Source organism: Streptomyces sp. NBC_01497 (genome assembly GCF_036250695.1).
In the GTDB taxonomy this organism is placed as follows: Bacteria; Actinomycetota; Actinomycetes; order Streptomycetales; family Streptomycetaceae; genus Streptomyces.
Map to the genome: position 1 here is coordinate 3,799,292 of NZ_CP109427.1, position 24,558 is coordinate 3,823,849.

A 24,558-nucleotide genomic window follows, 5' to 3' on the forward strand; every position below is an offset into this window, starting at 1 on the left:
ACCCTGACATACCCCTGGCCCAAGCTCCGCGTAGAGGTATCATATACCCGCAGGGGGTATAACCTCCCCAAACAGACACAAGCGGGCCACCGAAGGACCGCGCGGGGCCCACCCACGGAGGACGCCATGACGACCACAGACGCGGCCGGCGTGCGGGGCGACAAGCCCTCCGCGGCCCCGGCCCAGGCCCCGGGGACCGGCCCCCAGGTGTACGGGTACCACAACCGCAAGGACGAGCACCTCAAACGGCTGCGCAGGATCGAAGGCCAGATCAGGGGCCTGCAGCGGCTGGTCGACGAGGACGTCTACTGCATCGACATACTCACGCAGGTCTCCGCCTCCACCAAGGCACTCCAGTCCTTCGCCCTCCAGCTGCTGGAGGAGCACCTGCGGCACTGCGTCGCCGACGCGGCCGTCAAGGGCGGCGCGGAGATCGACGAAAAGGTCCAGGAAGCCACCCAGGCCATCGCCCGCATGCTGCGCACCTGAGGCAGCGCCCGCAGGGCGCGCACGGTGACAGGGCCGGAGTCAGGACGTGAGATATCCGACCCCGGCGAAGGACCACGTCCGTACGAGCCACCGGCGCGCCGCGCCGCGGGTCGTCGGCCCGGACCGGGCGGTCCGCGGCGGGCCGGTCACTCCCAGTGCCGCTCCGGCCGCCGGATCCGGGCGGCGCTCTCCGCCGCCAGCCTCAGCACCTCATCGATGCGGTCGGGGCTGAGCCGGTCCCCGTCCGTGGCGGCCGCCGCGATCATCAACTCCCCGCAGAGCTCGATCTCGACGAGGGCCACGTGGTCCTGAACGATCGGCGTACGCAACGGAGCCACGTGCATCACCTCTCTCGATCGGGGTCGGCTCCCTAGCGTAGGGAGGGTGATACGGGCCGCGCATGGCACTTCCGGACCATTTAGCGCCCTATCTTCGCGACCCGGCAGGAGCCTTCGGCCATCCCGGCCGCCCCGAGCGCACCACGAACCTCAGGACCACCAGGCCCGCAACCGGCCGCACGGCCCCGCGCCCGCGAACCATCGACCGCCTCCGCCCGGGTCACGCCTGCCTCCCCCGACCCACCCGCTCAAGCCGCCCGCCCCGCCTCCCTGGCCCGCTCCCTCCCCCGCGCCCGCACCCGTCAGTCCTTGATCCGGCCCGCGTAGATGTCGTCCGCCGGGGGCAGCTTCACCGACACCGGCGTACCGAAGTCGTAGAGCAGCGTGGTCGAGGACACCGTGACGGAGCTGCCCTGGTTCAGGTAGCTGAAGCGCTGCCTGACCTTCCGCAGCCGCCCCGCGTCGTCCACGTACGCGTCGAAGGGGACCGTCTTCGCGGCGAACCCCTTCCCCTTCGCGGCCGCCGTCAGCGCGGCGCGCGCGTACGACGGCGCCTGTCTGCCCGCCGCGCGCAGATCGGTGACGCCCCGGTAGTGCCGCACCGTCGCACCCGCCAGGGTCTCCGTGCCCACGTACGTCACCCGCGCCGCCGTGTGCAGCAGTTCGGCGGCCGTCAGCGGGTCCGTCGCACCGCCGGTGACGAGGTTCCCGTCCTCCAGCGTCGCGGACTCCACCCGCACCCATTTGTCGGCCGGCACGCCCGCGCCCCGGTTCTTCATGTACAGCCGGGAGGGCGAGAGCAGTTCGGTGATCGGCCGGTGCTCCGGCGAGCCCGCCGGGTCCTTCGGCAGCGTGACCGTGAGGCTGCCCATCCGCCCCCGGAAGTCGTACCCTCCCTCGCCCCGGATCGTGACGCGCGTGCCGCCCGCGGCCATCTCCATCGACGTGACGGCCCGGGCACTGCCGGCCGAGACCAGCGCCCCGGCCGCGCCCCGCACGGCCGCGGTGCCGTCGCCGGCCGACCCGTCGTCGGCCGCGGCGCCGCCGGTGACCGCGCAGCCGCAGACCGTCGCGACCACCCCGGCGGCACCCGCCAGGGCGACGGCGGTGAACACCCCGCTCCGCCCGCGCTCCTGGTGCCGTCCCTGCCCGCGATCCCGCTGCCCCTGCCGCTCCACCATCGCCTGCCAACCCCCAGCGCCCGACCGCCGTGTACCCGATGCCCCCTGACCCTGCGGATAACGACGCCGCGCACCCACCGGTCACGCCGGCGGCGGTATGTCATGGTCCGCGCCCGCGCCGCCCCCTCCCACCGCCTTGGCGCCCGCGAGTACGGTGTACGGCGTGCGCGACCAACAACCGGACCCCACCGGCCTCTCCACGTCCGCCACCGCCCCGCCCCACCGGACGTCGACCGTCGAGCGCGGCGCCTTCTGCACCGCCCAGTGCTCCTGTGGATGGCGCGGTCCCGCGCGCAGATCCCGCGACCTGGCCCGCAGCGACGCCCGTACGCACGAGACAGGGCCCTGACACCGGCCGTTCCCCCGCCCGCCGTGCCGCAGCATCCGGGCTCCGCCGCCCGCCCGGGACCGCTCGGCCCTCCCTCCACCGCCCGCCCCCCGGACCGCTCGGCCCTCCCCTGTCCCGGCACCGCCTCCAGGAACCGGAAGCCACCCTCGTACCGTCGGGTACTGGCGAAGGACAGTCCCCCACGGGACGTTCCCCACATTCAGGTCCTTCGCGGGAGGGATCACCACATGAGCAGTCCCAGAGTTCGCGCGGTCGTACCCGCGCCCGTGCCCGACGCCCGCACCGCCGTCCCAGGCGGCGGCACCGGCGGCACGGGCGACGCCGGCCGCTCCGCACGGTCCGCCGAGCGCTCCGGCGCCGGCAGCCGGCGCCTCGCCGGTCTCCGCGTGGAGCGCAGGAGCGTGCTCACCGTCGCGGCGGCACTCGCGGCGACCGCAGCCACCGGGGCACTCGCGGGCTGCGACAGCGGCACCCCCACCGGGCGCGGCCCCAGCCGCGGTCCGTCGCCCACCGGCGGCGGGACGAGCACCCGGCCACCGTCCGCCACCCCCTCCCCCGGCGCACCGACCTGGAGCGCGCTCGGCAAGGGACTCGACGGCGACCTCGTACGGCCGGACGACGCCGACTACCCGACCGCCCGTCAGCTCTACAACACGCGGTTCGACGGCCTGAAGCCCGCCGCCGTCGCCTACGTCTCGGGCGAGGACGACATCAAGGAGTGCCTGGCGTTCGCCCGGACGCACCGCACCCCGGTCTCCATACGCAGCGGCGGCCACTCGTACGCGGGCTGGTCCAGCGGCAACGGCAGGCTCGTCATCGACATATCCCGCCTCGCCTCCCTCGACGACGCCGTCAGCGACGGCGTCATCGGCGCCGGCGCGCGGATCGCCGACATCTACCGGACCCTCACCGACAAGGGCCGTACGATCCCCGCCGGTTCCTGCCCGACCGTGGCCGTCTCCGGCCTCACCCTCGGCGGCGGGCACGGCGTCACCTCCCGCGCGTACGGGCTCGCCTGCGACAGCCTCGAAGCCGCGACCCTCGTCATGGCCGACGGCACCACCGTCACCGCTGACGCCGGCCACCACAGCGACCTCTTCTGGGCACTGCGCGGCGCCGGCAACGGCAACTTCGGCGTCGTCACCTCGCTGCGCTTTCGCACCCACCCCGCGCCCGAGGGTGTCGCCGCCTTCATGAGCTGGCCCTGGGCCAAGGCCGACGCGCTGCTCGCGTCCTGGCAGGAGTGGGGACCCGACCAGCCGGACGAGATCTGGTCGTCGCTGCACTTCGACGCCGGACCCGGCGGGGTCGAGCCGACGGCGTCGGTCTCCGTGTTCTCCCTCGGCACCGAGGGCGACCTGCACACCGCCGTCGACCGCCTCGCCGACCAGACCGGCGGCCCCGGGCCCGCGAGCTCCGTCTCGCTGAAAAGCCGCAGTTTCGAGGACGCCATGGCGGTGTACGGGGGCTACTCCGGCCTGACGGCCCAGCAGACACGGCTGGCGGGCAGCACCCCCGGCCGCTCGGCGCAGGGCGCGCTGCGGCGCGACACGTACGCCGCGGCCTCCGACTTCTACGACCGCTCCATGACCCCGGCGGGACGCCAGGCGCTCCTCGGGACGGCCGAGGCGTTCACCCGCCTGCCCGTCGCGCAGGGCGGCGGCGGTTCCATCGCACTGACGGCGCTCGGCGGGGCCGTGAACCGGGTCGACCCGACGGCGACGGCGTTCGTGCACCGTCGCTCCCGGATGCTGGCGCAGTACGTGGCGTCGTGGCAGCCCAGCGGCACGGGCAGCGCCCACCGTTCGTGGCTGGCCTCGACGCACTCGGCGATGCGGCGGTACGCGTCGGGCGCGGCGTACCAGAACTACACCGATCCGACCCTGAGCGACTGGCGGAGCGCCTACTACGGGCAGGGGGCCGACCGGCTCACGGCCCTGAAGAAGCAGTACGACCCGGACCGCCTCTTCGACTTCCCGCAGGCGCTGTAGGCACGCGGGGCGCCGGGCCGGGGAGGGCGGGACAGGTCCCGGCCGGGCCCGGCGCTCCCGAGGGCCCGGCCGGCCGCCGACCCTCGCCCCCGGCTCCCCTCGCTTCCCCCACGTCCGGTCCCGCCCGACTCCCCCGCCTCCCCCGTCTCCACGCATCCCCTCGCACCCCCCGCGTATCCCTTCCCCCGTACGGTCCACCGGCGTTGCCGGAGGGGGCGGGTGCGGATGGCCTTGACCCATGGCCGATGCCCCGCCCCCTCCCGCACGCCGCATTCCGGCGCTCGTCGCGGCCGCCGCCGTCCTGCTCGTCCTGCTGGCCGCCGGCACCGCCACGGCCGTCGACCGCCCGACGCAGCCCAAGAAGCTGACCCTGATCAGCACGGCGAACGGCGCGGCCCTCGCCGACGCGCACGGCAACCCGCTCTACCTGCGAGAAGGCGACAAGCCCAACAAGCCGGGCGCCACCGGCCGGTGCGCGGCGCTGTTCCCCCCGGCCGTGGGATCACCGAAGAGGGGCCACGGCGTGACGGGGAACGTCACCCACACCCCGCACCACGCCCGGGGAAGTGACCTGCCGCAGGTCGTCTACGTCCGCCACCCGCTGTACTACTACGCGAAGGACCACCCGAAACGGCCGCGCGGCCAGAACATGGAGGGATGCGGCTTCCGCCTGGTCGCCCCCGACGGGAGCCCGCTGCCGACCGGCGAGATCGGAACGGCGACGTCACGCCCCGAGCCCCCGGCATCCCGCCCCGCCCGGCCGCACCACACCGCCGCGCCCCGGCCGCCCGCGAAACCGCACCGCACCGCGACGCCCCGCCCGCCCGCGCCTTCGGCACGAGGCACGGCTCCCCGCACGCACGCCGCCGGGGCAGCGACCTCAACTCCCGCCAGCCGTACGGGTAAGCACCCGCACACCCCCGTCACCACCGCCCCGGGCAAGGGCAAGGGCAAGGGCGAAGGCGAAGGTACGAACACCCGCAGCGCGCCCCCCGCACCCCCCTCACCGGCCCGGACCCGGCCACCGGTCGACCGTCCGTCCGCTCCGGCGACGAGCAGGGCCACCGGCGCGACCACAGGCCGGGCCACGCCGCCCGCGACCCCGGGGCCCACCGTGCCCGGCCGCGCCACGACGGCCGCGGTGGGCGCCCTCCAGGCGACCCCGTCCGGCGCGGCGAGCGGCGGCGCCGCGCACCCGGCGACGGCGACAGCCGCGGACCGCGCTCGGACGGCGGGCGCGGTGGGGATCTCCCTCGCCGTCGGCGCCTGCGCGGCCGCGTCGGCGGGCGCCCTCGTCGTGACCCGCAGGCTCCGCCGGAACGCGACGGGCGGTGAACACTGACGACCACCGAAGGAGCCGGAAACGAGGAAAGCGGCGCGGGCACCCGCGACCCGGACAGCCGCGCGGCCGGCCCCCGGAACGCCCGCCACGGCGGCGGGCGCAGCAGCGGCCGAAGTGCCTGGGCGACCGAAACCAGGAACGGGACCGGAACCGGAACCGGGCCCGTGACGAGGACTCGGACCGGGACCGGGACCAGAACCGGAGCCGGAACCGGAGCCGAAACGGAAACCGGAACCGGAGCCGGAACCGGGACCAGGACCGGAGCGGGCAGGCTCGTGCAGGTGCTGCTGGCCCTGGCGGGCGTCAGCGCGGTCGCCGCCGTCGCCTTCCACTTCTTCCCGGCGCTGACGGGATCGCCCGCGTCCTCCTCCGCGCTGCCCCCGCAGTCGACCGCGGCCCCGCACCCGATCCCGGTCACCGACGCGCACAGCGCTCCCGTACGCCTGCACGTCCCGGCGCTCGCGCTCACCGCGGACGTGCTCCCGCTGGCCCTCGATGCCGCGGGGGGCCTGGAGGTGCCGGGGTTCGCGGACGCGGCGAAGGCCGGCTGGTACGCGCTGGGCCCACGGCCGGGGCAGCCGGGGCCCGCGGTGTTCGTGGGACACCGGGACGCCCCCGACAACACGTACCTGCACGGCAGCCGCGTCGGGGGGACGCATCTGAAGAACGGCGCGTTCGCGAGGATCGGCCGGCTGCGCGCCGGGGACAGGATCGAGGTGGAGCGCGGCGACGGGACGCGGGTGGTGTTCCGCGTCACCCGGATCGACACGTATCCCACGCACCGTTTCCCGACGACACGCGTGTACGGGCCGACGTCCGACGCCGAATTGAGGCTCATCACCTGCGGCGGCGTGATCGCGCCCGACGGTCACTGGGACGCGAACGTCGTCGTCAGCGCGAAGGCCGTGCCCGTCGCGGACCGCTGACATTCGCTACTGCTCCCCGCCCGGGGCACCCGCACGGCGCCACGGCCGCCACAGACCCCACGCCCGCCGGAGCCACCGAGTCACCGAGTCACCGAGTCACCGAGTCACCGAGTCACCGAGTCACCGAGTCACCGAGTCACCGAGTCACCGAGTCACCGAGAGATGGTCTCCCGCCCCGGAACGAGGTGCTCTCAGGCAGCGAGGTTGGTGTCGTCGGGCCGCGGGTCGCTGACGCCCAGGCCGCGCGTGTCGGCCGGATACGGTCTCGGGCCCGGCCCGTCACCCTCTTCACCGTCCGCGGCGCCGCCGTCCTCGCCGAGGCCCGCCCGGCGCGAACGGACGAACCGCCCGGCCCGGCCGGAGGCCGCGACCGCGGACACCAGCGGGGTCAGCAGCGCCATGGCGATCGGAGTGAGGAGCAGCGCGACCGCCGTGCCGAGGGCGAAGCCACCGATGACGTCCGTCGGGTAGTGGACGCCGAGATAGACGCGGGTGAACCCCTCCAGTACGGCGAGGCCGATCGCGACGAGGCCGTACTTGCGGTGCACGACGAACAGCCCGACGCCCACGGCCATCGCCAGGGTGGCATGACCGCTGACGAACGAGTAACCGTGCTGGCCCGCCAGGAGGACATCGACGCCCTTGTGGTCGACGAACGGTCTCGGCCGTCCCACGAAACCGCGTACGGGCAGGCTGACGAGCAACGCGACGCCGGCGGCGATCGTCGCCCAGAGCAGGCCGGCGACGGCGCTGACGGAGTCACGGACCGAGCCGCGTCGGCGCACCGCGAGCCAGCAGGCCAGCACGACGACGACCAGCGCGAGGGGGATGCCGTAGTCGCCGACGGACTCCACCACGCGGTCGAACCACGACGGAGCGCCCTTCGCCAGCCCGTTGATGTCGTAGAGCAGGCTGATGTCAGGGTTCGAACCGTCGAGTGCGAGTACAGCCATCTTTCACGGCCCCTTGCCTCTTGCCAGACCCTTGCCTGTCGGTGATGTGTCCCGTGTCCCACCGTCCGGCGCATGACATGGACCACATGACATGTGCGCAGTCACGACGAGCAGTCAGTCCAGGAAACGGCCCGCACGGGTCGGACGTTCCGCACTCCACCGAACGATCACCATGACGTTATCGAAGAGTGACCCATTACCCCAGCTCAGGGCCTCAACTTGACGCACAGTGAGGACCGCCGCCGACCCGCCCCTCACGCGGACGCGGGGAGATCGGTCGGCAGCGAGGCGGCCCCCGCCTGCGTGACCCGGGTCGCGCCGAAGTAGTCCGGAGAGTCGATCTTGTCGAACCGGATCTTCGCCCCCGTGTGCGGCGCGTCGATCATGTACCCGCCGCCGACATAGATCCCGACGTGGTGAATGGCCCGGGAGTCGTTCAGGTCGTTGGAGAAGAAGACCAGGTCACCAGGGAGCAGCTCGTTCCGCGACGGATGCGGACCCGCGTTGTACTGATCGTTCGCGACACGCGGCAGCTCCACCCCCACACTGCGGTACGCGGCCTGCGTCAGTCCGGAGCAGTCGAACCGACCACCCTGCTCGGCCGTACCGTTTCCGCCCCACAGATACGGCAGACCCAGCTTGCCCTGCGCGAAATTGATCGCCCCCGCCGCCTGCGCGGTCGGCGCGACCCGCCCGACCGGCTTCGCGAAGCTCTTGGCGAGCGTCGTGATGCGCTCGACGTAGTTCTGCGTCTCCTTGTACGGAGGCACACCGTTGTTCTTGATGACGGCATACGTACCGGCGTTGTACGCCGCCAGCATGTTGGCCGTCACGTCGCCCGGCACATGGCTGACGTTCTTCGCCAGCTCGCAGTCGTACGCGGCGGCCGACGCGATCGCGTCCGCCGGGTCGAAGATGTCCCGGTCGCCGTCGCCGTCACCGTCGACCCCGTGCGCGGCCCACGTCGACATCAGGAACTGCGCCATGCCGAAAGCGTTCGCAGGGCTCCTGGCCGTCGGATTCCAGCCACTTTCCTGATAGAGCTGCGCCGCCAGGAGAGGCTCGCTGATGGCGGAACAGGAATTGCCGAAGCGCTCCACGAGAGGCGCGTACGCGGCCGGCACCGCTCCCGCCGCCAGCCCGACGGCAGCACTCGCGCCCCCCGAGATCGAGGACGAGGCCACGAAGGTCCCCACCACGAGCAACCCGACGAACCCGGCCCCGCACCCCCCGACCGCGCCGCCGACCAACCAAGCCTTACGCACAGTCAGACACCCCTCTCCAGCGGCCCGGAGTCAGTGTAGGCGGGCTGAGCCGTGATCAGAGGGGGGAGGCGGAGGACGACGGAAGAGCGCTGGTGGATGACCAGAACTCGTCGTACGTGTCGGGCCTCGGGATTGGCCACTCGGGGCGCGGCGCGTTGGCGGGAGTGGCCGGTGCAGCCACATCGGACTGTCTTACGCAGGGCGTGGCAGCCTCAAGGAAGGCCTGGCCCTTGTAACCAATAGAGAGACCGAGTTCGAAACCATCGGGAGAATACGCATAGATCGCGGGAAACGTCTTACTCCTGTTCACCGCCGTAATCTTGTACCCGGCAGAGCGCCAGTACCGATCGACCACACCCAAGAAAGCCCCGCGCCTCTGTTCAGAGATTTGCGTCATCACCACGCGTCGCCGCGACACATCACAGGTACCCGAAGTCGTAACACCGTGGGCCCAAGCCACTTCAGGCTTGATCGCTCGTAGCGTCCCGTCGAGCATGGAGTCCGCATGTTCGGCAGCACCTTGCATATCCATTTTGGATTCACTCCCAAGCGCTCCGTTGTGCACATTCCCGCCGCAGCCACTGAGTGCTGCCACAACCACGGCCACGGCAGGCAGCAGCCGTCCGCATCGCCTCACCGGGGTTCCGCGATCTTGAGTTGATCGGGTTTCCCCGCCACGATCAACGCGATGCTGTCGCCCGACGAGACGCCGTTTCCACGATCGAAGTAGGCCGAGTGAGCCGGAACCACACCGTTGGAAAACGCTGGTGGCCCGTCAGGGACAACGAATCTGCGCGCTCCGAACGCCCTGCTCGCCGGATCCCGTCCGAACCAGAGTTCATCGTCCCGCCGGTCCGCCAGAGCACCGGCGATCCTCGCGCCCTTCTCGCCGCCGACCAGGAAGCCTGCCGAGCCGGCCTCCACCTCTCGCGGCGACGGCAGTTTCGTCACGAAGTCGTTCTTCGCGGCTCCCACAAACACGTGGTCCTTTCCCACTCCAAGGTCCTCCGCCCGGTCGACGCCCACTCCCGGGCTACCCACCAGCACGATGTCGTCCGCGCCAGGGATGCCCCCGGGATGCTGTGCGGCAGCACCGACCGTGCGAGATCCGTACGAATGGCCGATGGCAGTCAGATGCGGATCCTCGTGCTCGTTCGTCGCAACCAGACCACTCATGAAGCGGTTGTAGGCCACCCCACCAGCTTCAGCCGCGCCTGTACCCATCACTCCCGCACCTTGAGGCGCGTCGTAACCCAGCCACGCGACTGAGGCGACCGATGCACCCGTCAGTTTGCTGACGCCGAGCGCCACGTCCCTCGCCCTCTTCAAATCCCCGTTCGCGAAGTCCGCGTCGAGCGAGGTCCCGAGCCCCGGTACGTACGCCGAGACGTTCCGCGCCGTGTCCGGGTTTCCGAACGACACGATGGCCCGGCCGTTGCCCTCGTTCCCGATCCCCAGCAGGAACGGCCGCGGGTGGCCACCCGCGTCCAGTTGCTCTTTGATGCGCAGCAGCCCCGCGAGCCTCGTACGGGACGTCTCGTCGTCGTGGTGCCGCAGTTCGCCGATGAGCGCGGTCAGGTTGGTCCGGTTGGCCCGGTCACGTACGGCGGCGGGAATTCCGTCCAGGTTGCCGACGAGCTCGGGGCAGCTCGCCACGTACGCGTCCCGCAGCTCCGGGGAGAGCCCGTCCCACCAGGTCTTGTACGCCGCCGGTTCCGCGTCGGCCGGTACCGCTTGCCGCAGGTCGGCCACGGCGTCCCGCCACATCGCGCCGCTCACGACGACGCCGTCGGCGTCCCCGGCCGCCCGGCCGGCCATCAGGCCCTTCAGCTCGGCCGTGTACCGCGCGTCGGCGGCGCGGGCCTCGCCGACGGCGCGGACGATCTCGTCCGCGATCTCCTGGGCGCGTGCGGCGCCCGGGTTGGGTGCCCGCAGCCCGTGGGCCGTGGTCGCCGACTGCAGGAGGCCGGAGCCCGCCGCGCGGCCGCCGGCCATCAGTTCGCTGCCGTCGTCACCGCCCATCAGCGTCTCGCCGCTCGACGGCGCGGGCGGGTAGGAGACGGAGCCGTCGGGGTGGACGGTGAACCGTAAGGTCTCCGCCGCGTCGAGCGCGTCGCGCAGTGCCCGCTGTGCCCCCTTCAGGTCCGTCGCGAGTCCGCGCAGCGCCGTCCGTACGAGGCCGGACTCGACACAGACGTAGGCGAAGTCCCGGCTCAGGGTGCGCAGTCTGCGGACCGCCGCCCGAGCGGCCTCGCTCTCCTGCGACTCGGTGATCCCCACAAGGACGTGTTTGTCGAGGCGGTCGCGCGCGGCGTCCGCGCGGTGCGAGGCGCGGGCCCAGCCGTCCGCCGCGTCCTCCAGTTCGCCGCACCGCAGGTCCCGCAGCCGTCCCCAGGTCAGGGTGTCCCCGGCGGCAAGGGGCCCGCGCTCGTCCAGGACTGCGGTCACGACGCCCCGCCGCTCGTACCGGTACGCGCGCCGGCCCCGGCAATCGCTACCCCAAGCGCAGCCGCACCAGAGCCACCGCCACCACCCGCACCACCACGGCCGGAGGCACCACCCGCACCCGCACCAGGCCCCGCGAACGACGTCCGCACCGCCGCCTCGCGGGCGCCCTGCGCCTCGGCCACGGCCACCAGCGCCTCCGCGAGCGTCCCGCACTCGACGACCGCCGCGCCGAAGCGCTCCTGCCAGCTCGTGCGGAGGGCCGCCAGCACCCCGGCCGCCGACAGACCGGTGGTCGCCGGGGCGAGGCCGGCGTGCGACTCGGCGAAGTCCGCGTCCACCCGGCCCAGCTCAGCGCCCACCTCCCGCAGCGCTGCCGCCGCGTTCGTCCAGGCCTCGTCGCTGTGCGCGAGCCGCCGCCCGCCCGCCCCGCGCCACGCGCCGGGCGTGAGGGCGCCGCGCCCCACCGATCCCGTCACGTCGAACAGTTGTTGCCATGTGGCCGAATACGCGGCCGAACGGTCCGTCATCAGCACCCACCCGAACGGCGCTTCGCCGCCCCTCGGCAAAGCGGAAGTGCGCACTCTGCCAAAAAGAGGTCATCACCACCCCGGGGGAGCAAAGGGGGCGCAGAGGGCGTACACGGGCCTCCCGGACCGGCCGGCCGCCGGCGATCCCCCGGTGGCCACCGCACTTCGGCGCCCGCCCGGCCGGCCGCGCCGTCGCCTTCCGGCCCCTCGCCATCCACGTCCGGCTTCACCCGCACGGTGGACCCGGCGCGTCAGGCGCACGCGCCCGTGCGCCTCCTGACGGGCCGAAGGCGGCGTGGGCGCTCCGGTTCGGGGCGGGCCCGCGCCCGCCGTGCGGCAGACCGCCCGCTTCTGCGTCGAGGTGCACCAACGACAGTCATTGCCCGGAGTCACGCACCGTGATACACAGAGTTACGATCCGACACCCCGCGCGTGCCGCTGCGCGCCAGGTCAGGGCAACACCATCGGTCATATGTGCGGGGATCGGGTAAAGAGAGCCGCCAACCGGCGTACGGGACGGGTTCCATCAGCGATGATTGAACCTGACCCGTGCCGTGGGGGCGCGGGCAGCGAAAGACCCAACAGGGGCGGTGAGTTACATGTACCTGGCGGCCGACAAGGGCGACATCGACACCATTATCGGTGGCATCGCCCCCAACTGGGGCCCTTTCTCGACCTTGGGCAGCGAGGCCAAGGTCATGGTCGAGGTGGTGATGGCGGTGGCCATCCTCCTCTGCCTCGGTATCGCGATCTGGGGTGCTGCCAAACAGCGCATCGGCGCGACGGCACTTCGGGACACGTTCAGCGCGGAACAGGGCAAGGGCCTGATCGTCGCGGGACTGACCGGGGTGTTCATCATCGGTTCGCTCGGCACCCTGTTCACGATCGTGTACGGCATGGCGGTCTGAGGGCTCGCGGACCGCGACAGGTCCACGCGCCCGGCCTCCCGTACGCCGCACCTGCCATGTCCCCGTACCCGAGGACCGACCGCACCGGACCGCACGTCAGGCCCCGGGCCGACGGGCAGTCCGGCCGATGCCGGTCCGACGCCGGACCGGCATCCGGACGACCGCCCGCCCCGCCGGCCGGTCCGCACCGCCCGGGCGTCCGGCCCGCCGCCCCGCACCACCACCTGTCCGTCGCGCCCACCGGCTGAGGATGCGCCCCTACGATGTCCCGCCCGCTGATGCCACCACCGCCCCCGGCGACGCCTCCGCGCCCGGCTCCACAAGCGACCTCGTACGCGGCCTCGCACGCGACGGCACAGGCGGCCCCGCTCACGCCCGCGACCTCGCACCCGCCTTCGCGATCGCGATCACGAGCCGCGTTAACGATGTGTCTGACACCGGGTCACGAGGCCACCCCCGGGCGGCGGCAAGCGGGGCTACCGTCGTACGTGGCGTACGCGTCAGCGCGCACGGTGAAGGGGACTGGCAATGAGCTTCGGTGACGATCACGACTACAACGGCGACCCCGGGCAGACACGCACCCGCCTGCCCGAGGGTGACGGCGACGGCTACGGGGGCGCGCGCCGCCCTGTCAGGGCGTCCCGTTCCCTCATGACGGTCGTCGGCGTCGTGGTCCTGCTCATCGCGGCGATCGCCTTCGCGAACCGGGGCGGCGGAAGCCACGACTCCGCGTCCGAAGGGAACAAGCACGGGACGGGCACCGGCGCGACGGCCGACCCCACGGCGCCCAGCGGCGTAAAACCGGTCAAGGGCGCCTCGGGCCCCGGTACGGGGATCCCGGCGGGCTTTGCCGACGACCAGCAGGGCGCGGCCAGCGCCGCGGCCAACTACGCGGTGGCGCTCGGCTCCGACGGCATGTTCCACACGGACCTGCGCCACGCGATCATCGACACGATCTACACCCCGTCCGCCGCCACCCGGCTCACCAGCAGCCTGGACGCGGCGTACTCCGCCGACTTCCTCGGCCAACTCGGCCTGGACGCGGCCGGCGACGCCCCCCAGGGCAGCACCTTCGTCTCCCGCACCATCCCGGTCGGCACCCAGGTCGAGAGCTACAGCACGGGCGCCGCCAAGATCAGCGTCTGGTACACGGGCCTGGTCGGCATGGCGGGCACGGACTCCAAGAACCCGGTCGCCACGACCTGGAAGACGGCCACCTTCGATCTGCGCTGGGTGGGCAACGACTGGAAGGCCGTGGCGTACGCGCAGAAGAACGGCCCGGCGCCCGTCCCCGGCGACGACGCGGCATCCACGGCGGATCAGATCACCAAGGCTGTCCAGCAGTTCGGAGGCTTCACGTATGCAAGGTAGCCCGAGCCCGGCGAACTGCCTCACCAGCCCACCAGGGCCGGCCCACCGCCCCCGACGGGCCCATCACCGCGGGCGGCACCCGTCCCTGCCGGCGCACGTCCACGCCCCCGGGTCGGCGAGTGCCGCGCCGCAGGCCGAACCGGACCGCACCCTGGCGGACCGCACCGGGGCGGGACGCGCCGTGCCGACCGCGTCCGTACCGACGTCCGACACGCCCCGGGCGCCCTCCCCCCGCCGCCGGGTCCTCAGGCCGCGTTCCGTCCTGACCGCGCTGGCCGGCGTCCAGGCGTCGCTGTTCCTGTTCGCCGCCCGCGCCGCCGCGGCGCCCTCGCCATCGGCGTCGCCGAGCGACAAATGCAGCACCTCGGTCCCCGGCCCCATCAGCGACCTCTGCGACAAGGGCAGCACCGGCGTCGGCGCCCCCGGCAGCCTCCCCGGCACCGACGCCCTCGACCCGCTGTCCTCCCTCGGCCGCGGCTGCGCCGACGCCGCCGCCTGGACCATCGGGAAGCTGTCCAGCGCCGTGAAGGAGACCGCGAACGTCGACTTCACGAACGCGTCGTTCCTGCGTCAGTACGCCGTCGTCTTCGCCGCCTCCACCATTCTCACGCTCGTCCTGTGGCTGCTCGCGGTCGCGAAGCGCGCGGTGCGCGGAGTACCGCTGTCCACCGCGATCTCCGAGGCCATCGGCTTCCTCTGGCTGACCGTCCTGGCCTCCGCCTTCACCCCGCTGATCCTCTACACGGTCGTCTCGGCCGTGGACAGCGTCACCGACGTCATCTCTAAGACCACGGGCGGCCAGACCGACGTCTTCTTCGGCGGCTTCTCGGACGCCCTGAAGAAGGGCAACGACATCGGCGGCGGCCCGATCATGCTGATCGTCGTCTCCCTCGTGTCGATCCTCGCGGCCGGCGTCCTGTGGCTCGAACTCGTCATAAGGGCCGCCCTCCTCTACGTCGGCGCGCTCCTCGGCACGGTCGTCTACGCGGGCCTCGTCGACAAGAACATGTGGGGCCACGTCCGCCGCTGGGCCGGCATCATGATCGCCGTGATCATGGTGAAACCCGTGATCGTCGTCGTCCTGAGCCTCGCGGGCGCCCTCTCAGGCGACAGCGGTCCTGACGCGTTCTCCGCCGTCGTCTCCGGCCTCGCCATCATCCTGCTCGCGATCTTCGCCTCCGCCATGATCTACCGCTTCGTCCCCGGCTTCGGCGACGAGATCTCCTCCTCCCGCGCGGGCCGCAAGCAGGCCACGGACGGCGCCCAGGCCGCCGCCGTCCTCTCCTCGCCCGCGAACCTCGTCGCCCAGGGCATCAAGACCCACTCGGCGCGCGCGCCCCAGCAGGGCGGCGGCGGCGAGGGCGGCGGAGGCGGAGGCGGCGCACGCCCCGCCAACCCGGTGAGCGGCGGCGTCGCCGCCCACAGCTCCCGCCCGTCCGGGGGCGGGGCAGGCGGCGGACATGTTCCCTCCGCCGCACCCCCGCCCCGCACCAGTCCGACCAGCGGAACACCGCACGGTTCCCGCTCCACGGGCGGCGGCCCGCGCGGCGGCTCCGGCGGCTCAGGCACCGACAGCAGGAGGTAGAGGGCGTTGACGACCCAGTCCCACCCGATCGCGCCCCGCCGCACGTATCTCGTCGGCCGGGCCCGGCCGAACGCGATCGTCGGCAAGAACCGGGAGACCGGCGAGATCGCCCTGATCATCGCCGGCGCCTTCCTCGGCATGATGAGCGGCCTCATCGTGCCCGTGTTGTCCCTGCGGATCGTGTTCCTCATGGGCTTCCCCATGCTGGCGCTCGCCGCGGTGTACGTGCCGTACAAGCACCGCACCTTCTACAAGTGGTTCGAGATCAACCGCAGTTACAAGCGCATCCTGCGGCGCGGCACGACCTACCGCTCCTCCGTCATGGAGGCCGGCACGTCCGCGGACGGCCGCGAGGTGGAGATCGGCCCGCCGCCCGGCATCGGCCACGTCAGCTGGCTCGCCGCGCCGTTCGGCCCGGACGAGATCGCCGTGCTCCTGCACGCCGACCGCCGTACGGTGACCGCCGCGATCGAGATCGAGGGCCCGGGCGTCGGCCTGCGCGACAGCGAGGACCAGGAGGCCCTCGTCGACCGTTTCGGCACGCTCCTCAAGCACGTCGCCAACGGCGACGGCTACGTGACCCGCCTGCAGATGCTCGCCCGCACCCTGCCCGCCGACCCCGACGCCCACGCCAAGGACGTCGCGCAGCGCGGCGACGCGAACTCCCCCCACTGGCTGCAGGACTCCTACGACCAGCTCCAGTCGATGGTCTCGACCTCCAGCGAGCAGCACCGCGCGTACCTCGTCGCCTGCATGCCCTTCAACCGCGAACTGGCCGCCGAAGCACAGACCATGGCGCGCGCCGCCCGCCAGACCGCCGGCTCGGGCCGCCGCCTCGACCGCGACGCGGGCCTCGCCGTCGTCATGGCCCGCGAGCTCACCGACATCTGCGCCCGCCTCGCGGAGGCCGACATCCGGGTCCGTCAGCCCCTCGGCCAGGCCCGCCTCTCGTCACTCGTGCACTCCATGTACGACCCCGACCACGCCATTGACCACATCCAGGCCATGACGAAACGAAACGCCTGGCCCGCCGAGCTCGACGCCGTCGAACCGACCTACCTCAAGGCCAAGACCCGCGAGTCGACGACCCGTGCCCCCTGGTGCCACGCCACCGCCTGGGTCAAGGAGTGGCCGATGACGCCCGTCGGCGTGAACTTCCTCGCCCCGCTGCTCGTCCACACCCCCGACGTGATCCGCACGGTCGCCGTCACGATGGACCTGGAGCCCACCGAGATCGCCATCGAGCGCATGCTCACCGAGAAGACCAACGACGAGGCCGAGGCGAGCCGCGCCGCGAAGATGAACCGCACGGTCGACCCCCGCGACATCGCCGCGCACGGCCGACTGGACCAGCGGGGTGAAGACCTCGCCAGCGGTGCTGCGGGCGTCAACCTCGTCGGGTACATCACGGTGTCCTCCCGATCGCCCGAGGCCCTCGCCCGGGACAAGCGGACGATCCGGGCATCCGCCGGCAAGTCGTACCTCAAGCTGGAGTGGTGCGACCGCGAGCACCACCGGGCCTTCGTCAACACCCTGCCGTTCGCCACCGGCATCCGCCGGTGACCACCACCACCTCCACCGACCTCCACGCCCACCGACGAGCCGAAAGGGGTCCGCGATGAAAGATCCGCTGTCCATCGTCACGGACGCGTTCACCAGCTTCCTGTTCGGAGCCGTGGAGACCACCCGGCTGCCCGTGCGCACCTCGACGGGCCAGGCCCAGGCCGTCTACCTGCCGACGGCCGCCCCCGGCCTCGGCGACAGCGGCGTCATCATCGGCCGCGAGGTCTACAGCGGCAAGGGCTACATCTACGACCCCTTCCAGCTGTACGGGCAGCAGCTGCCCGCCCCGCACTGGCTGGTCCTCGGCGAGTCCGGAAACGGCAAGTCCGCCCTGGAGAAGACGTACGTCCTGCGTCAGCTGCGCTTCCGGGACCGGCAGGTCGTCGTCCTCGACGCCCAGGGCGAGGACGGCGCGGGCGAGTGGAACCTCATCGCGCAGGAGCTGGGGATAACCCCCATCCGGCTCGACGCGATGGCGGCCCTGGACGCGGGCATCCGCCTCAACCCCCTCGACCCCGCCATCACCACCACGGGACAGCTGGCGCTGCTGCGCACCATCATCGAGGTCGCCATGGGGCACAGCCTCGACGAGCGGTCCGGCTTCGCCCTCAAGGTCGCCCACGCCTACGTCAACGAGACCATCACCGAGCGTCAGCCCGTGCTGATGGACATCGTCGACCAGCTGCGCCACCCGAAGCCCGAGTCCGCGGAGGCCATGAACGTCGACATAGACGATGTACGGGCCTGGGGCCTCGACGTCGCGCTGGTCCTCGACCGCCTCGTCGACGGCGACCTGCGCGGCATGTTCGACGGCCCCACCAGCATCGGCATCGACCTCGACTCGCCCCTGATCGTCTTCGACCTCTCGCACATCGACCGCAACTCGATCGCGATGCCGATCCTGATGGCGATCGTCGGCGTCTGGCTGGAGCACACCTGGATCCGCCCGGACCGCAAGAAGCGGATCTTCCTGGTGGAGGAGGCCTGGCACATCATCAACAGCCCCTTCGTGGCGCAGCTGTTCCAGCGCCTGCTGAAGTTCGGCCGGCGCCTCGGCCTGTCCTTCGTCGCCGTCGTGCACCACCTCTCCGACGTCGTGGACGGCGCCGCGGCGAAAGAGGCCGCGGCCATCCTGAAGATGGCCTCCACCCGTACGATCTACGCACAGAAAGCCGACGAGGCACGCGCCACCGGCCGCGTCCTCGGCCTGCCCCGCTGGGCCGTCGAGATCATCCCGACCCTCACCCCCGGCATCGCCGTGTGGGACGTCAACGGCAACGTGCAGGTCGTGAAACACCTCGTCACCGAGGCGGAACGGCCCCTGGTCTTCACCGACCGCGCCATGACGGAGGCCTCGGCGGCCCCCGACCTCTCCGACGACCTCGACCCGCTGGGCGGCGACTCGCTGCCCGAGGACATCCGGGCCGCCGAGTGGGAGACGGAACAGCGCGCCGCCCACCTGGAACACCAACGCCGGCTCAACGAGTCCTCCGAGTCGACGGTGGCGTGAGGCCCATGGGACACGAAGACGGCCGCGACGGCGGCGGACGCCCACGGACCGGCGGACGTCAGGGCGGGATCCCCGACGGCATGCTGCTGGGACTCATCGCGTTCCTCCTGGGACTCGCGGTCCTGGCCTGGACGGCGACGGGCCTCGGCGGCCTGCTCACCCACGGCTCCTGGCCCGACGGCCTGACCTTCACCCGCACACCGTCCGCCATACGGGCTCTCGTCACCCACCCCCACGACCTGCCGGGCGCGTGGCCGGACACACCGCCGCGCCAGCTCTCCGGATACGGCCTGTTCTGGGGCCTGCTGATCAGCCAGCTGATGGTGCTGACCGTGCTGGCGGTCTTCGTCCTGGGCACGGTGACCCGATGGCGTGCGGTACGGGCCACCCGCCGCGAACGTGCCCGCCGGGAAGCCCGGGCACGCGCCCACGACCTCGAACAGCCCGCCGTCCAGGCCCCGGCCCCCGAAGCGGCGCCCACCGCCTCCCCGCCCCACCCGGCCACTCTGCACCCCCGTCCCGAGCCCCCGCACCAGTCCGCGCCCGGAGCCCCGCCGCCCCCCACGCGGGGCGCCGGCGCCGTCCCGCCCGCACCCGACACCGCCGGCGCTCCCGCCGCGCACCACATCCCGGCCGTCCCCGCCGTCCCGCTGCCGACGCAACGCGCCCCGCAGCAGGTCCACTACGGGGACATCGCCTCCCGCAGGCCCGCGGCCGTCGCCGCGATCAGGGACGCCGCGGGCCCCGTCCTCGTCGTCACCTCGGACCCCGCGATCTGGAGCGAGACGAAGGACGCCCGGGCCAAACTCGGACCCGTCCTCGTCTACGACCCGGGCCACCTCTGCGACACCCCGGCCCGGCTCCGCTGGTCGCCCACCACCGGCTGCGAGGACCCGGCGTCCGCCGCGGACCGCGCCCTCGCCCTCCTGGCCCCCGTACGCCCGCACGCGGCGCTCGACGCCGCAACCGCGGACACCGCCGAAACGCTCCTGCGGTGCTGGCTGCACGCCGCCGCCGTGGACGGCCGCCCCTTCCGCCAGGTCCACCGCTGGGCCCAGGGCGCCGCCGCGCAGGACGCCGTGCGGGTCCTGCGCACCCACCCCAAGGCGGCGCCCGGCCTGGCCGGACTCCTGGAGAGCGCCCTCACCGCACACCCGGAACGCCGGGAGGCAGCGCTGCAGTTGACGGCACGCGCCCTGTCCTCGCTGTCCTCGGTGCACATCCGCGACGCCGTGACACACAACCGAACTGATGCCGTCTCACTGGGGTCGTTCACCGCGGAGGGGGGGACACTGTACGTAGTGGGTGAGCCCATCGAGGATCCCCGCCAACACCCCGGCGCGATGCCACTGCTCACGGCGCTCGCCTCGCACGTGGTCGAGCACGGCCGCCGCATGGCCGCCAGGTCACCTGACGGCCGGCTCGACCCACCAATGTCCCTCGTCCTCGACGACGTCGCGGCGGTCGCACCCTTGCCGATGCTGCCGGATTTGCTGGCCACGGGCCGCGCCCAGGGACTGCCCCCGCTGGCACTCCTGCGCTCCCGCGAACAGGGCCGTGCCCGCTGGCCCCGCCACACCTTCGCCGACGCGCAGTAGCCCCCACCTGCCCCTCAGGGCCGGGCGACGGCCATCTCGTACTCCTTGGCCGAGGTGTCCGTCGCGAAGGGGAGGACGAGCCCGGTCCGCGTGAATCCGAGCCTGCGGTACGCGGCCCGGGCCCGCGGATTCCCCTCGTGGACGCAGAGACGTACCCGCGCCAGCGGCGGGCTCTGCTCCCACGCCCAGGCGAGTCCGGCCGCCATCAGCTCCCCGATCAGCCCGGTCCCCCGGTACTCGGGCCGTACGAACACGCCGACGACGTGCCCCTGTCGCCGCTGCACCAGGGTGTCCATGAAATCGAGACTGCCGGCCTCCTCGACCAGCACCGTCACCGATCCCCACCAGCTCTCCCCGGGGGCTTCGGCGACGAACTGGCGCACCTGCCCGCCCCGCTCCGCCACTCGCTGCTGCCAGAAGGAGTCCGGCTGCGCCAGGGACGCCTCGTAGCTCTCCAGGAACGCGACGGGAGCCGCGGGGTCCTGGAGACCGAGCAGGCGGAGTTCCCTGGCCTGCCGCCACTCGTCGGGGCGCACGGCGCGGATCACATGGTCGGGGCTGCTCATGTTCCCGATGGTCCATGCCTCGCCCACCGCCCGCAAGGAGATTAAGGACCGCCCGACCCGCACGAGGCGGGACGGAGCAGAAAAGAGGAAGGGGGCGGAGGGAAAGAGGACGTGAAAAAGGGTCCGGGAACGCGAAAAGGGCCCGCACCATGTGCGGGCCCTTCCCCATTTAAAAATTGTTCGGCAGCGACCTACTCTCCCACAGGGTCCCCCCTGCAGTACCATCGGCGCGGTAAGGCTTAGCTTCCGGGTTCGGAATGTAACCGGGCGTTTCCCCTACGCTATAACCACCGAAACACTATGAAACAATCAACACAACCGGAATAAACACAGCTGTTCGTGGTTTCAGAACCAACACAGTGGACGCGAGCATCTATGGACAAGCCCTCGGCCTATTAGTACCGGTCAACTCCACCAGTCACCTGGCTTCCATCTCCGGCCTATCAACCCAGTCGTCTACTGGGAGCCTTACCCCATCAAGTGGGTGGGAGTCCTCATCTCGAAGCAGGCTTCCCGCTTAGATGCTTTCAGCGGTTATCCCTCCCGAACGTAGCCAACCAGCCATGCCCTTGGCAGGACAACTGGCACACCAGAGGTTCGTCCGTCCCGGTCCTCTCGTACTAGGGACAGCCCTTCTCAAGACTCCTGCGCGCGCAGCGGATAGGGACCGAACTGTCTCACGACGTTCTAAACCCAGCTCGCGTACCGCTTTAATGGGCGAACAGCCCAACCCTTGGGACCGACTCCAGCCCCAGGATGCGACGAGCCGACATCGAGGTGCCAAACCATCCCGTCGATATGGACTCTTGGGGAAGATCAGCCTGTTATCCCCGGGGTACCTTTTATCCGTTGAGCGACGGCGCTTCCACAAGCCACCGCCGGATCACTAGTCCCGACTTTCGTCCCTGCTCGACCCGTCAGTCTCACAGTCAAGCTCCCTTGTGCACTTACACTCACCACCTGATTACCAACCAGGCTGAGGGAACCTTTGGGCGCCTCCGTTACCCTTTGGGAGGCAACCGCCCCAGTTAAACTACCCATCAGACACTGTCCCTGATCCGGATCACGGACCCAGGTTAGACATCCAGCACGACCAGAGTGGTATTTCAACAATGACTCCACCTGAACTGGCGTCCAAGCTTCACAGTCTCCCACCTATCCTACACAAGCCGAACCGAACACCAATATCAAACTATAGTAAAGGTCCCGGGGTCTTTCCGTCCTGCTGCGCGAAACGAGCATCTTTACTCGTACTGCAATTTCACCGGGCCTATGGTCGAGACAGTCGAGAAGTCGTTACGCCATTCGTGCAGGTCGGAACTTACCCGACAAGGAATTTCGCTACCTTAGGATGGTTATAGTTACCACCGCCGTTTACTGGCGCTTAAGTTCTCAGCTTCGCCACACCGAAATGTGACTAACCGGTCCCCTTAACGTTCCAGCACCGGGCAGGCGTCAGTCCGTATACATCGCCTTACGGCTTCGCACGGACCTGTGTTTTTAGTAAACAGTCGCTTCTCGCTGGTCTCTGCGGCCACCCCCAGCTCACTGTGCAAGACAGATCACCAAGAATGGCCCCCCTTCTCCCGAAGTTACGGGGGCATTTTGCCGAGTTCCTTAACCATAGTTCACCCGAACGCCTCGGTATTCTCTACCAGACCACCTGAGTCGGTTTAGGGTACGGGCCGCCATAAAACTCGCTAGAGGCTTTTCTCGACAGCATAGGATCATCCACTTCACCACAATCGGCTCGGCATCAGGTCTCAGACACATGCATGGCGGATTTACCTACCACACGTCCTACACCCTTACCCCGGGACAACCACCGCCCGGGATGGACTACCTTCCTGTGTCACCCCATCACTTACCTACTACCACCTTGGACCGGCGGCTCCACCACTCCCCTCAACTCCGAAGAGATCAGGGCGGCTTCACGGCCTTAGCATCAGAGGATTCGATACTGGACGCTCTACAGCGGGTACCGGAATATCAACCGGTTATCCATCGACTACGCCTGTCGGCCTCGCCTTAGGTCCCGACTTACCCTGGGCAGATCAGCTTGACCCAGGAACCCTTAGTCAATCGGCGCACACGTTTCTCACGTGTGAATCGCTACTCATGCCTGCATTCTCACTCGTGAACCGTCCACCACTGCCTTCCGGCGCGGCTTCACCCGGCACACGACGCTCCCCTACCCAACCCAGCACCCGTTGGGGCTATACGCTGGATTGACACGACTTCGGCGGTACGCTTGAGCCCCGCTACATTGTCGGCGCGGAATCACTAGACCAGTGAGCTATTACGCACTCTTTCAAGGGTGGCTGCTTCTAAGCCAACCTCCTGGTTGTCTCTGCGACTCCACATCCTTTCCCACTTAGCGCACGCTTAGGGGCCTTAGTCGATGCTCTGGGCTGTTTCCCTCTCGACCATGGAGCTTATCCCCCACAGTCTCACTGCCGTGCTCTCACTTACCGGCATTCGGAGTTTGGCTAAGGTCAGTAACCCGGTAAGGCCCATCGCCTATCCAGTGCTCTACCTCCGGTAAGAAACACACGACGCTGCACCTAAATGCATTTCGGGGAGAACCAGCTATCACGGAGTTTGATTGGCCTTTCACCCCTAACCACAGGTCATCCCCCAGGTTTTCAACCCTGGTGGGTTCGGTCCTCCACGACCTCTTACAGCCGCTTCAACCTGCCCATGGCTAGATCACTCCGCTTCGGGTCTTGAGCGCGCTACTAAATCGCCCTATTCGGACTCGCTTTCGCTACGGCTCCCCCACACGGGTTAACCTCGCAACACACCGCAAACTCGCAGGCTCATTCTTCAAAAGGCACGCAGTCACGACATGCAAGCAAGCTTGCATGCGACGCTCCCACGGCTTGTAGGCACACGGTTTCAGGTACTATTTCACTCCGCTCCCGCGGTACTTTTCACCATTCCCTCACGGTACTATCCGCTATCGGTCACCAGGGAATATTTAGGCTTAGCGGGTGGTCCCGCCAGATTCACACAGGATTTCTCGAGGCCCGTGCTACTTGGGAAATAAACAAACGAGCCGTACAGATTTCAGCTACGGGGGTCTTACCCTCTACGCCGGGCCTTTCGCATGCCCTTCGCCTATCCATACGGTTTCTGACTCGCCTCACTGCCGGCAGACAATGAAAGTCCACTCCCACGACCCCGCCCACGCAACCCCTGCCGGGTATCACACGTGAACGGTTTAGCCTGATCCAGTTTCGCTCGCCGCTACTCCCGGAATCACTATTGTTTTCTCTTCCTGAGGGTACTGAGATGTTTCACTTCCCCTCGTTCCCTCCACACACCCTATGAGTTCAGGTGCGGGTGACAGCCCATGACGACTGCCGGGTTTCCCCATTCGGACACCCCCGGATCAAAGCTCGGTTGACAGCTCCCCGGGGCCTATCGCGGCCTCCCACGTCCTTCATCGGTTCCTGGTACCAAGGCATCCACCGTGCGCCCTTAAAAACTTGGCCACAGATGCTCGCGTCCACTGTGCAGTTCTCAAACAACGACCAGCCACCCATCACCCCACCCAAACAGGCGAGTTCACTGGGGCCGGCAACCCGAAGACACCAAGCTTTCGCCCATGCCCTCAGACACCCAACAGCGTGCCCGACAAACCCA

18 protein-coding genes and 2 rRNA genes are annotated in these 24,558 nt (G+C 70.4%); 11 read left to right on the plus strand and 9 right to left on the minus strand.

Annotated features, from left to right (window positions below; all coding sequences use genetic code 11):
- Nucleotides 1-126: 126 nt before the first annotated feature.
- Entirely contained in the window at nt 127-489 is a 363-nt protein-coding gene (locus tag OG310_RS16250; RefSeq protein ID WP_329456605.1) for a metal-sensitive transcriptional regulator, read from the plus strand.
- A gap of 146 nt (nt 490-635) precedes the next feature.
- On the opposite strand, the gene OG310_RS16255 is transcribed toward OG310_RS16250, so the two are convergent.
- Nucleotides 636-833: a hypothetical protein gene (locus tag OG310_RS16255; RefSeq protein ID WP_329456606.1), complete on the minus strand. Its 198-nt coding sequence runs from the start codon at nt 831-833 to the stop codon at nt 636-638.
- A gap of 296 nt (nt 834-1,129) precedes the next feature.
- Complete coding sequence (locus OG310_RS16260) at nt 1,130-2,008, minus strand: hypothetical protein (RefSeq protein WP_329456607.1); 879 nt, start codon at nt 2,006-2,008, stop codon at nt 1,130-1,132.
- 163 nt (nt 2,009-2,171) lie between these two features.
- On the opposite strand from OG310_RS16260, the gene OG310_RS16265 reads away from it, so the two are divergent.
- The 4 genes from OG310_RS16265 (at nt 2,172) to OG310_RS16280 (ending at nt 6,616) form a co-directional block, all read left to right on the plus strand.
- Nucleotides 2,172-2,357 carry a hypothetical protein gene (locus OG310_RS16265; protein WP_329456608.1) on the plus strand — a complete coding sequence of 62 codons (186 nt, stop codon included), beginning with the start codon at nt 2,172-2,174 and terminating at the stop codon, nt 2,355-2,357.
- Between the two features lie 386 nt (nt 2,358-2,743).
- Complete coding sequence (locus tag OG310_RS16270) at nt 2,744-4,348, plus strand: FAD-binding oxidoreductase (protein WP_443078857.1); 1,605 nt, start codon at nt 2,744-2,746, stop codon at nt 4,346-4,348.
- Between the two features lie 238 nt (nt 4,349-4,586).
- The gene (locus tag OG310_RS16275; protein ID WP_329456610.1) at nt 4,587-5,690 is read left to right on the plus strand and encodes a hypothetical protein; all 1,104 of its coding nucleotides are present in this window, start codon (nt 4,587-4,589) and stop codon (nt 5,688-5,690) included.
- Nucleotides 5,691-5,971: 281 nt separating this feature from the next.
- Complete coding sequence (locus OG310_RS16280; protein WP_329456611.1) at nt 5,972-6,616, plus strand: sortase domain-containing protein; 645 nt, start codon at nt 5,972-5,974, stop codon at nt 6,614-6,616.
- Nucleotides 6,617-6,807: 191 nt separating this feature from the next.
- Here OG310_RS16280 and OG310_RS16285 read toward each other — a convergent pair whose 3' ends face one another.
- The 4 genes from OG310_RS16285 to OG310_RS16300 form a co-directional block, all read right to left on the minus strand.
- The gene (locus OG310_RS16285) at nt 6,808-7,569 is read right to left on the minus strand and encodes a phosphatase PAP2 family protein (protein WP_329456612.1); all 762 of its coding nucleotides are present in this window, start codon (nt 7,567-7,569) and stop codon (nt 6,808-6,810) included.
- Nucleotides 7,570-7,823: 254 nt separating this feature from the next.
- Complete coding sequence (locus OG310_RS16290; protein ID WP_329456613.1) at nt 7,824-8,834, minus strand: NlpC/P60 family protein; 1,011 nt, start codon at nt 8,832-8,834, stop codon at nt 7,824-7,826.
- Nucleotides 8,835-9,467: 633 nt separating this feature from the next.
- On the minus strand, nt 9,468-11,282 hold the full coding sequence (locus OG310_RS16295) for an alpha/beta hydrolase (protein WP_329456614.1): 1,815 nt from the start codon (nt 11,280-11,282) through the stop codon (nt 9,468-9,470).
- Nucleotides 11,279-11,809, minus strand: a complete 531-nt coding sequence (locus OG310_RS16300) for a hypothetical protein (protein WP_329456615.1) — start codon at nt 11,807-11,809, stop codon at nt 11,279-11,281. The genes OG310_RS16295 and OG310_RS16300 overlap by 4 nt, the downstream gene beginning before the upstream one ends.
- Nucleotides 11,810-12,408: 599 nt before the next feature.
- Between OG310_RS16300 and OG310_RS16305 the strand changes: the two genes are divergently transcribed.
- From OG310_RS16305 to OG310_RS16330, 6 genes are all read left to right on the plus strand, one after another.
- A complete protein-coding gene (locus OG310_RS16305; protein WP_329460208.1) occupies nt 12,409-12,717 on the plus strand; it encodes a hypothetical protein in 309 nt (102 codons plus the stop codon).
- 528 nt (nt 12,718-13,245) lie between these two features.
- Nucleotides 13,246-14,088: a hypothetical protein gene (locus OG310_RS16310; protein WP_329456616.1), complete on the plus strand. Its 843-nt coding sequence runs from the start codon at nt 13,246-13,248 to the stop codon at nt 14,086-14,088.
- 262 nt (nt 14,089-14,350) lie between these two features.
- A complete protein-coding gene (locus tag OG310_RS16315; RefSeq protein WP_329460209.1) occupies nt 14,351-15,673 on the plus strand; it encodes a hypothetical protein in 1,323 nt (440 codons plus the stop codon).
- A gap of 6 nt (nt 15,674-15,679) precedes the next feature.
- A complete protein-coding gene (locus OG310_RS16320) occupies nt 15,680-17,236 on the plus strand; it encodes an SCO6880 family protein (protein ID WP_329456617.1) in 1,557 nt (518 codons plus the stop codon).
- A 55-nt stretch (nt 17,237-17,291) separates the two neighbouring features.
- Complete coding sequence (locus OG310_RS16325) at nt 17,292-18,746, plus strand: ATP-binding protein (RefSeq protein WP_329456618.1); 1,455 nt, start codon at nt 17,292-17,294, stop codon at nt 18,744-18,746.
- A gap of 5 nt (nt 18,747-18,751) precedes the next feature.
- Entirely contained in the window at nt 18,752-20,344 is a 1,593-nt protein-coding gene (locus OG310_RS16330; protein WP_329456619.1) for a type VI secretion protein, read from the plus strand.
- Between the two features lie 14 nt (nt 20,345-20,358).
- On the opposite strand, the gene OG310_RS16335 is transcribed toward OG310_RS16330, so the two are convergent.
- The 3 genes from OG310_RS16335 to OG310_RS16345 form a co-directional block, all read right to left on the minus strand.
- Nucleotides 20,359-20,910 (minus strand): GNAT family N-acetyltransferase, encoded by a 552-nt coding sequence (locus OG310_RS16335; protein ID WP_329456620.1) that lies wholly within the window; start codon nt 20,908-20,910, stop codon nt 20,359-20,361.
- A gap of 178 nt (nt 20,911-21,088) precedes the next feature.
- Nucleotides 21,089-21,205, minus strand: a 5S ribosomal RNA gene (gene rrf, locus OG310_RS16340).
- An 80-nt stretch (nt 21,206-21,285) separates the two neighbouring features.
- Nucleotides 21,286-24,407 (minus strand): 23S ribosomal RNA (locus OG310_RS16345).
- Between the last annotated feature and the right edge of the window lie 151 nt (nt 24,408-24,558).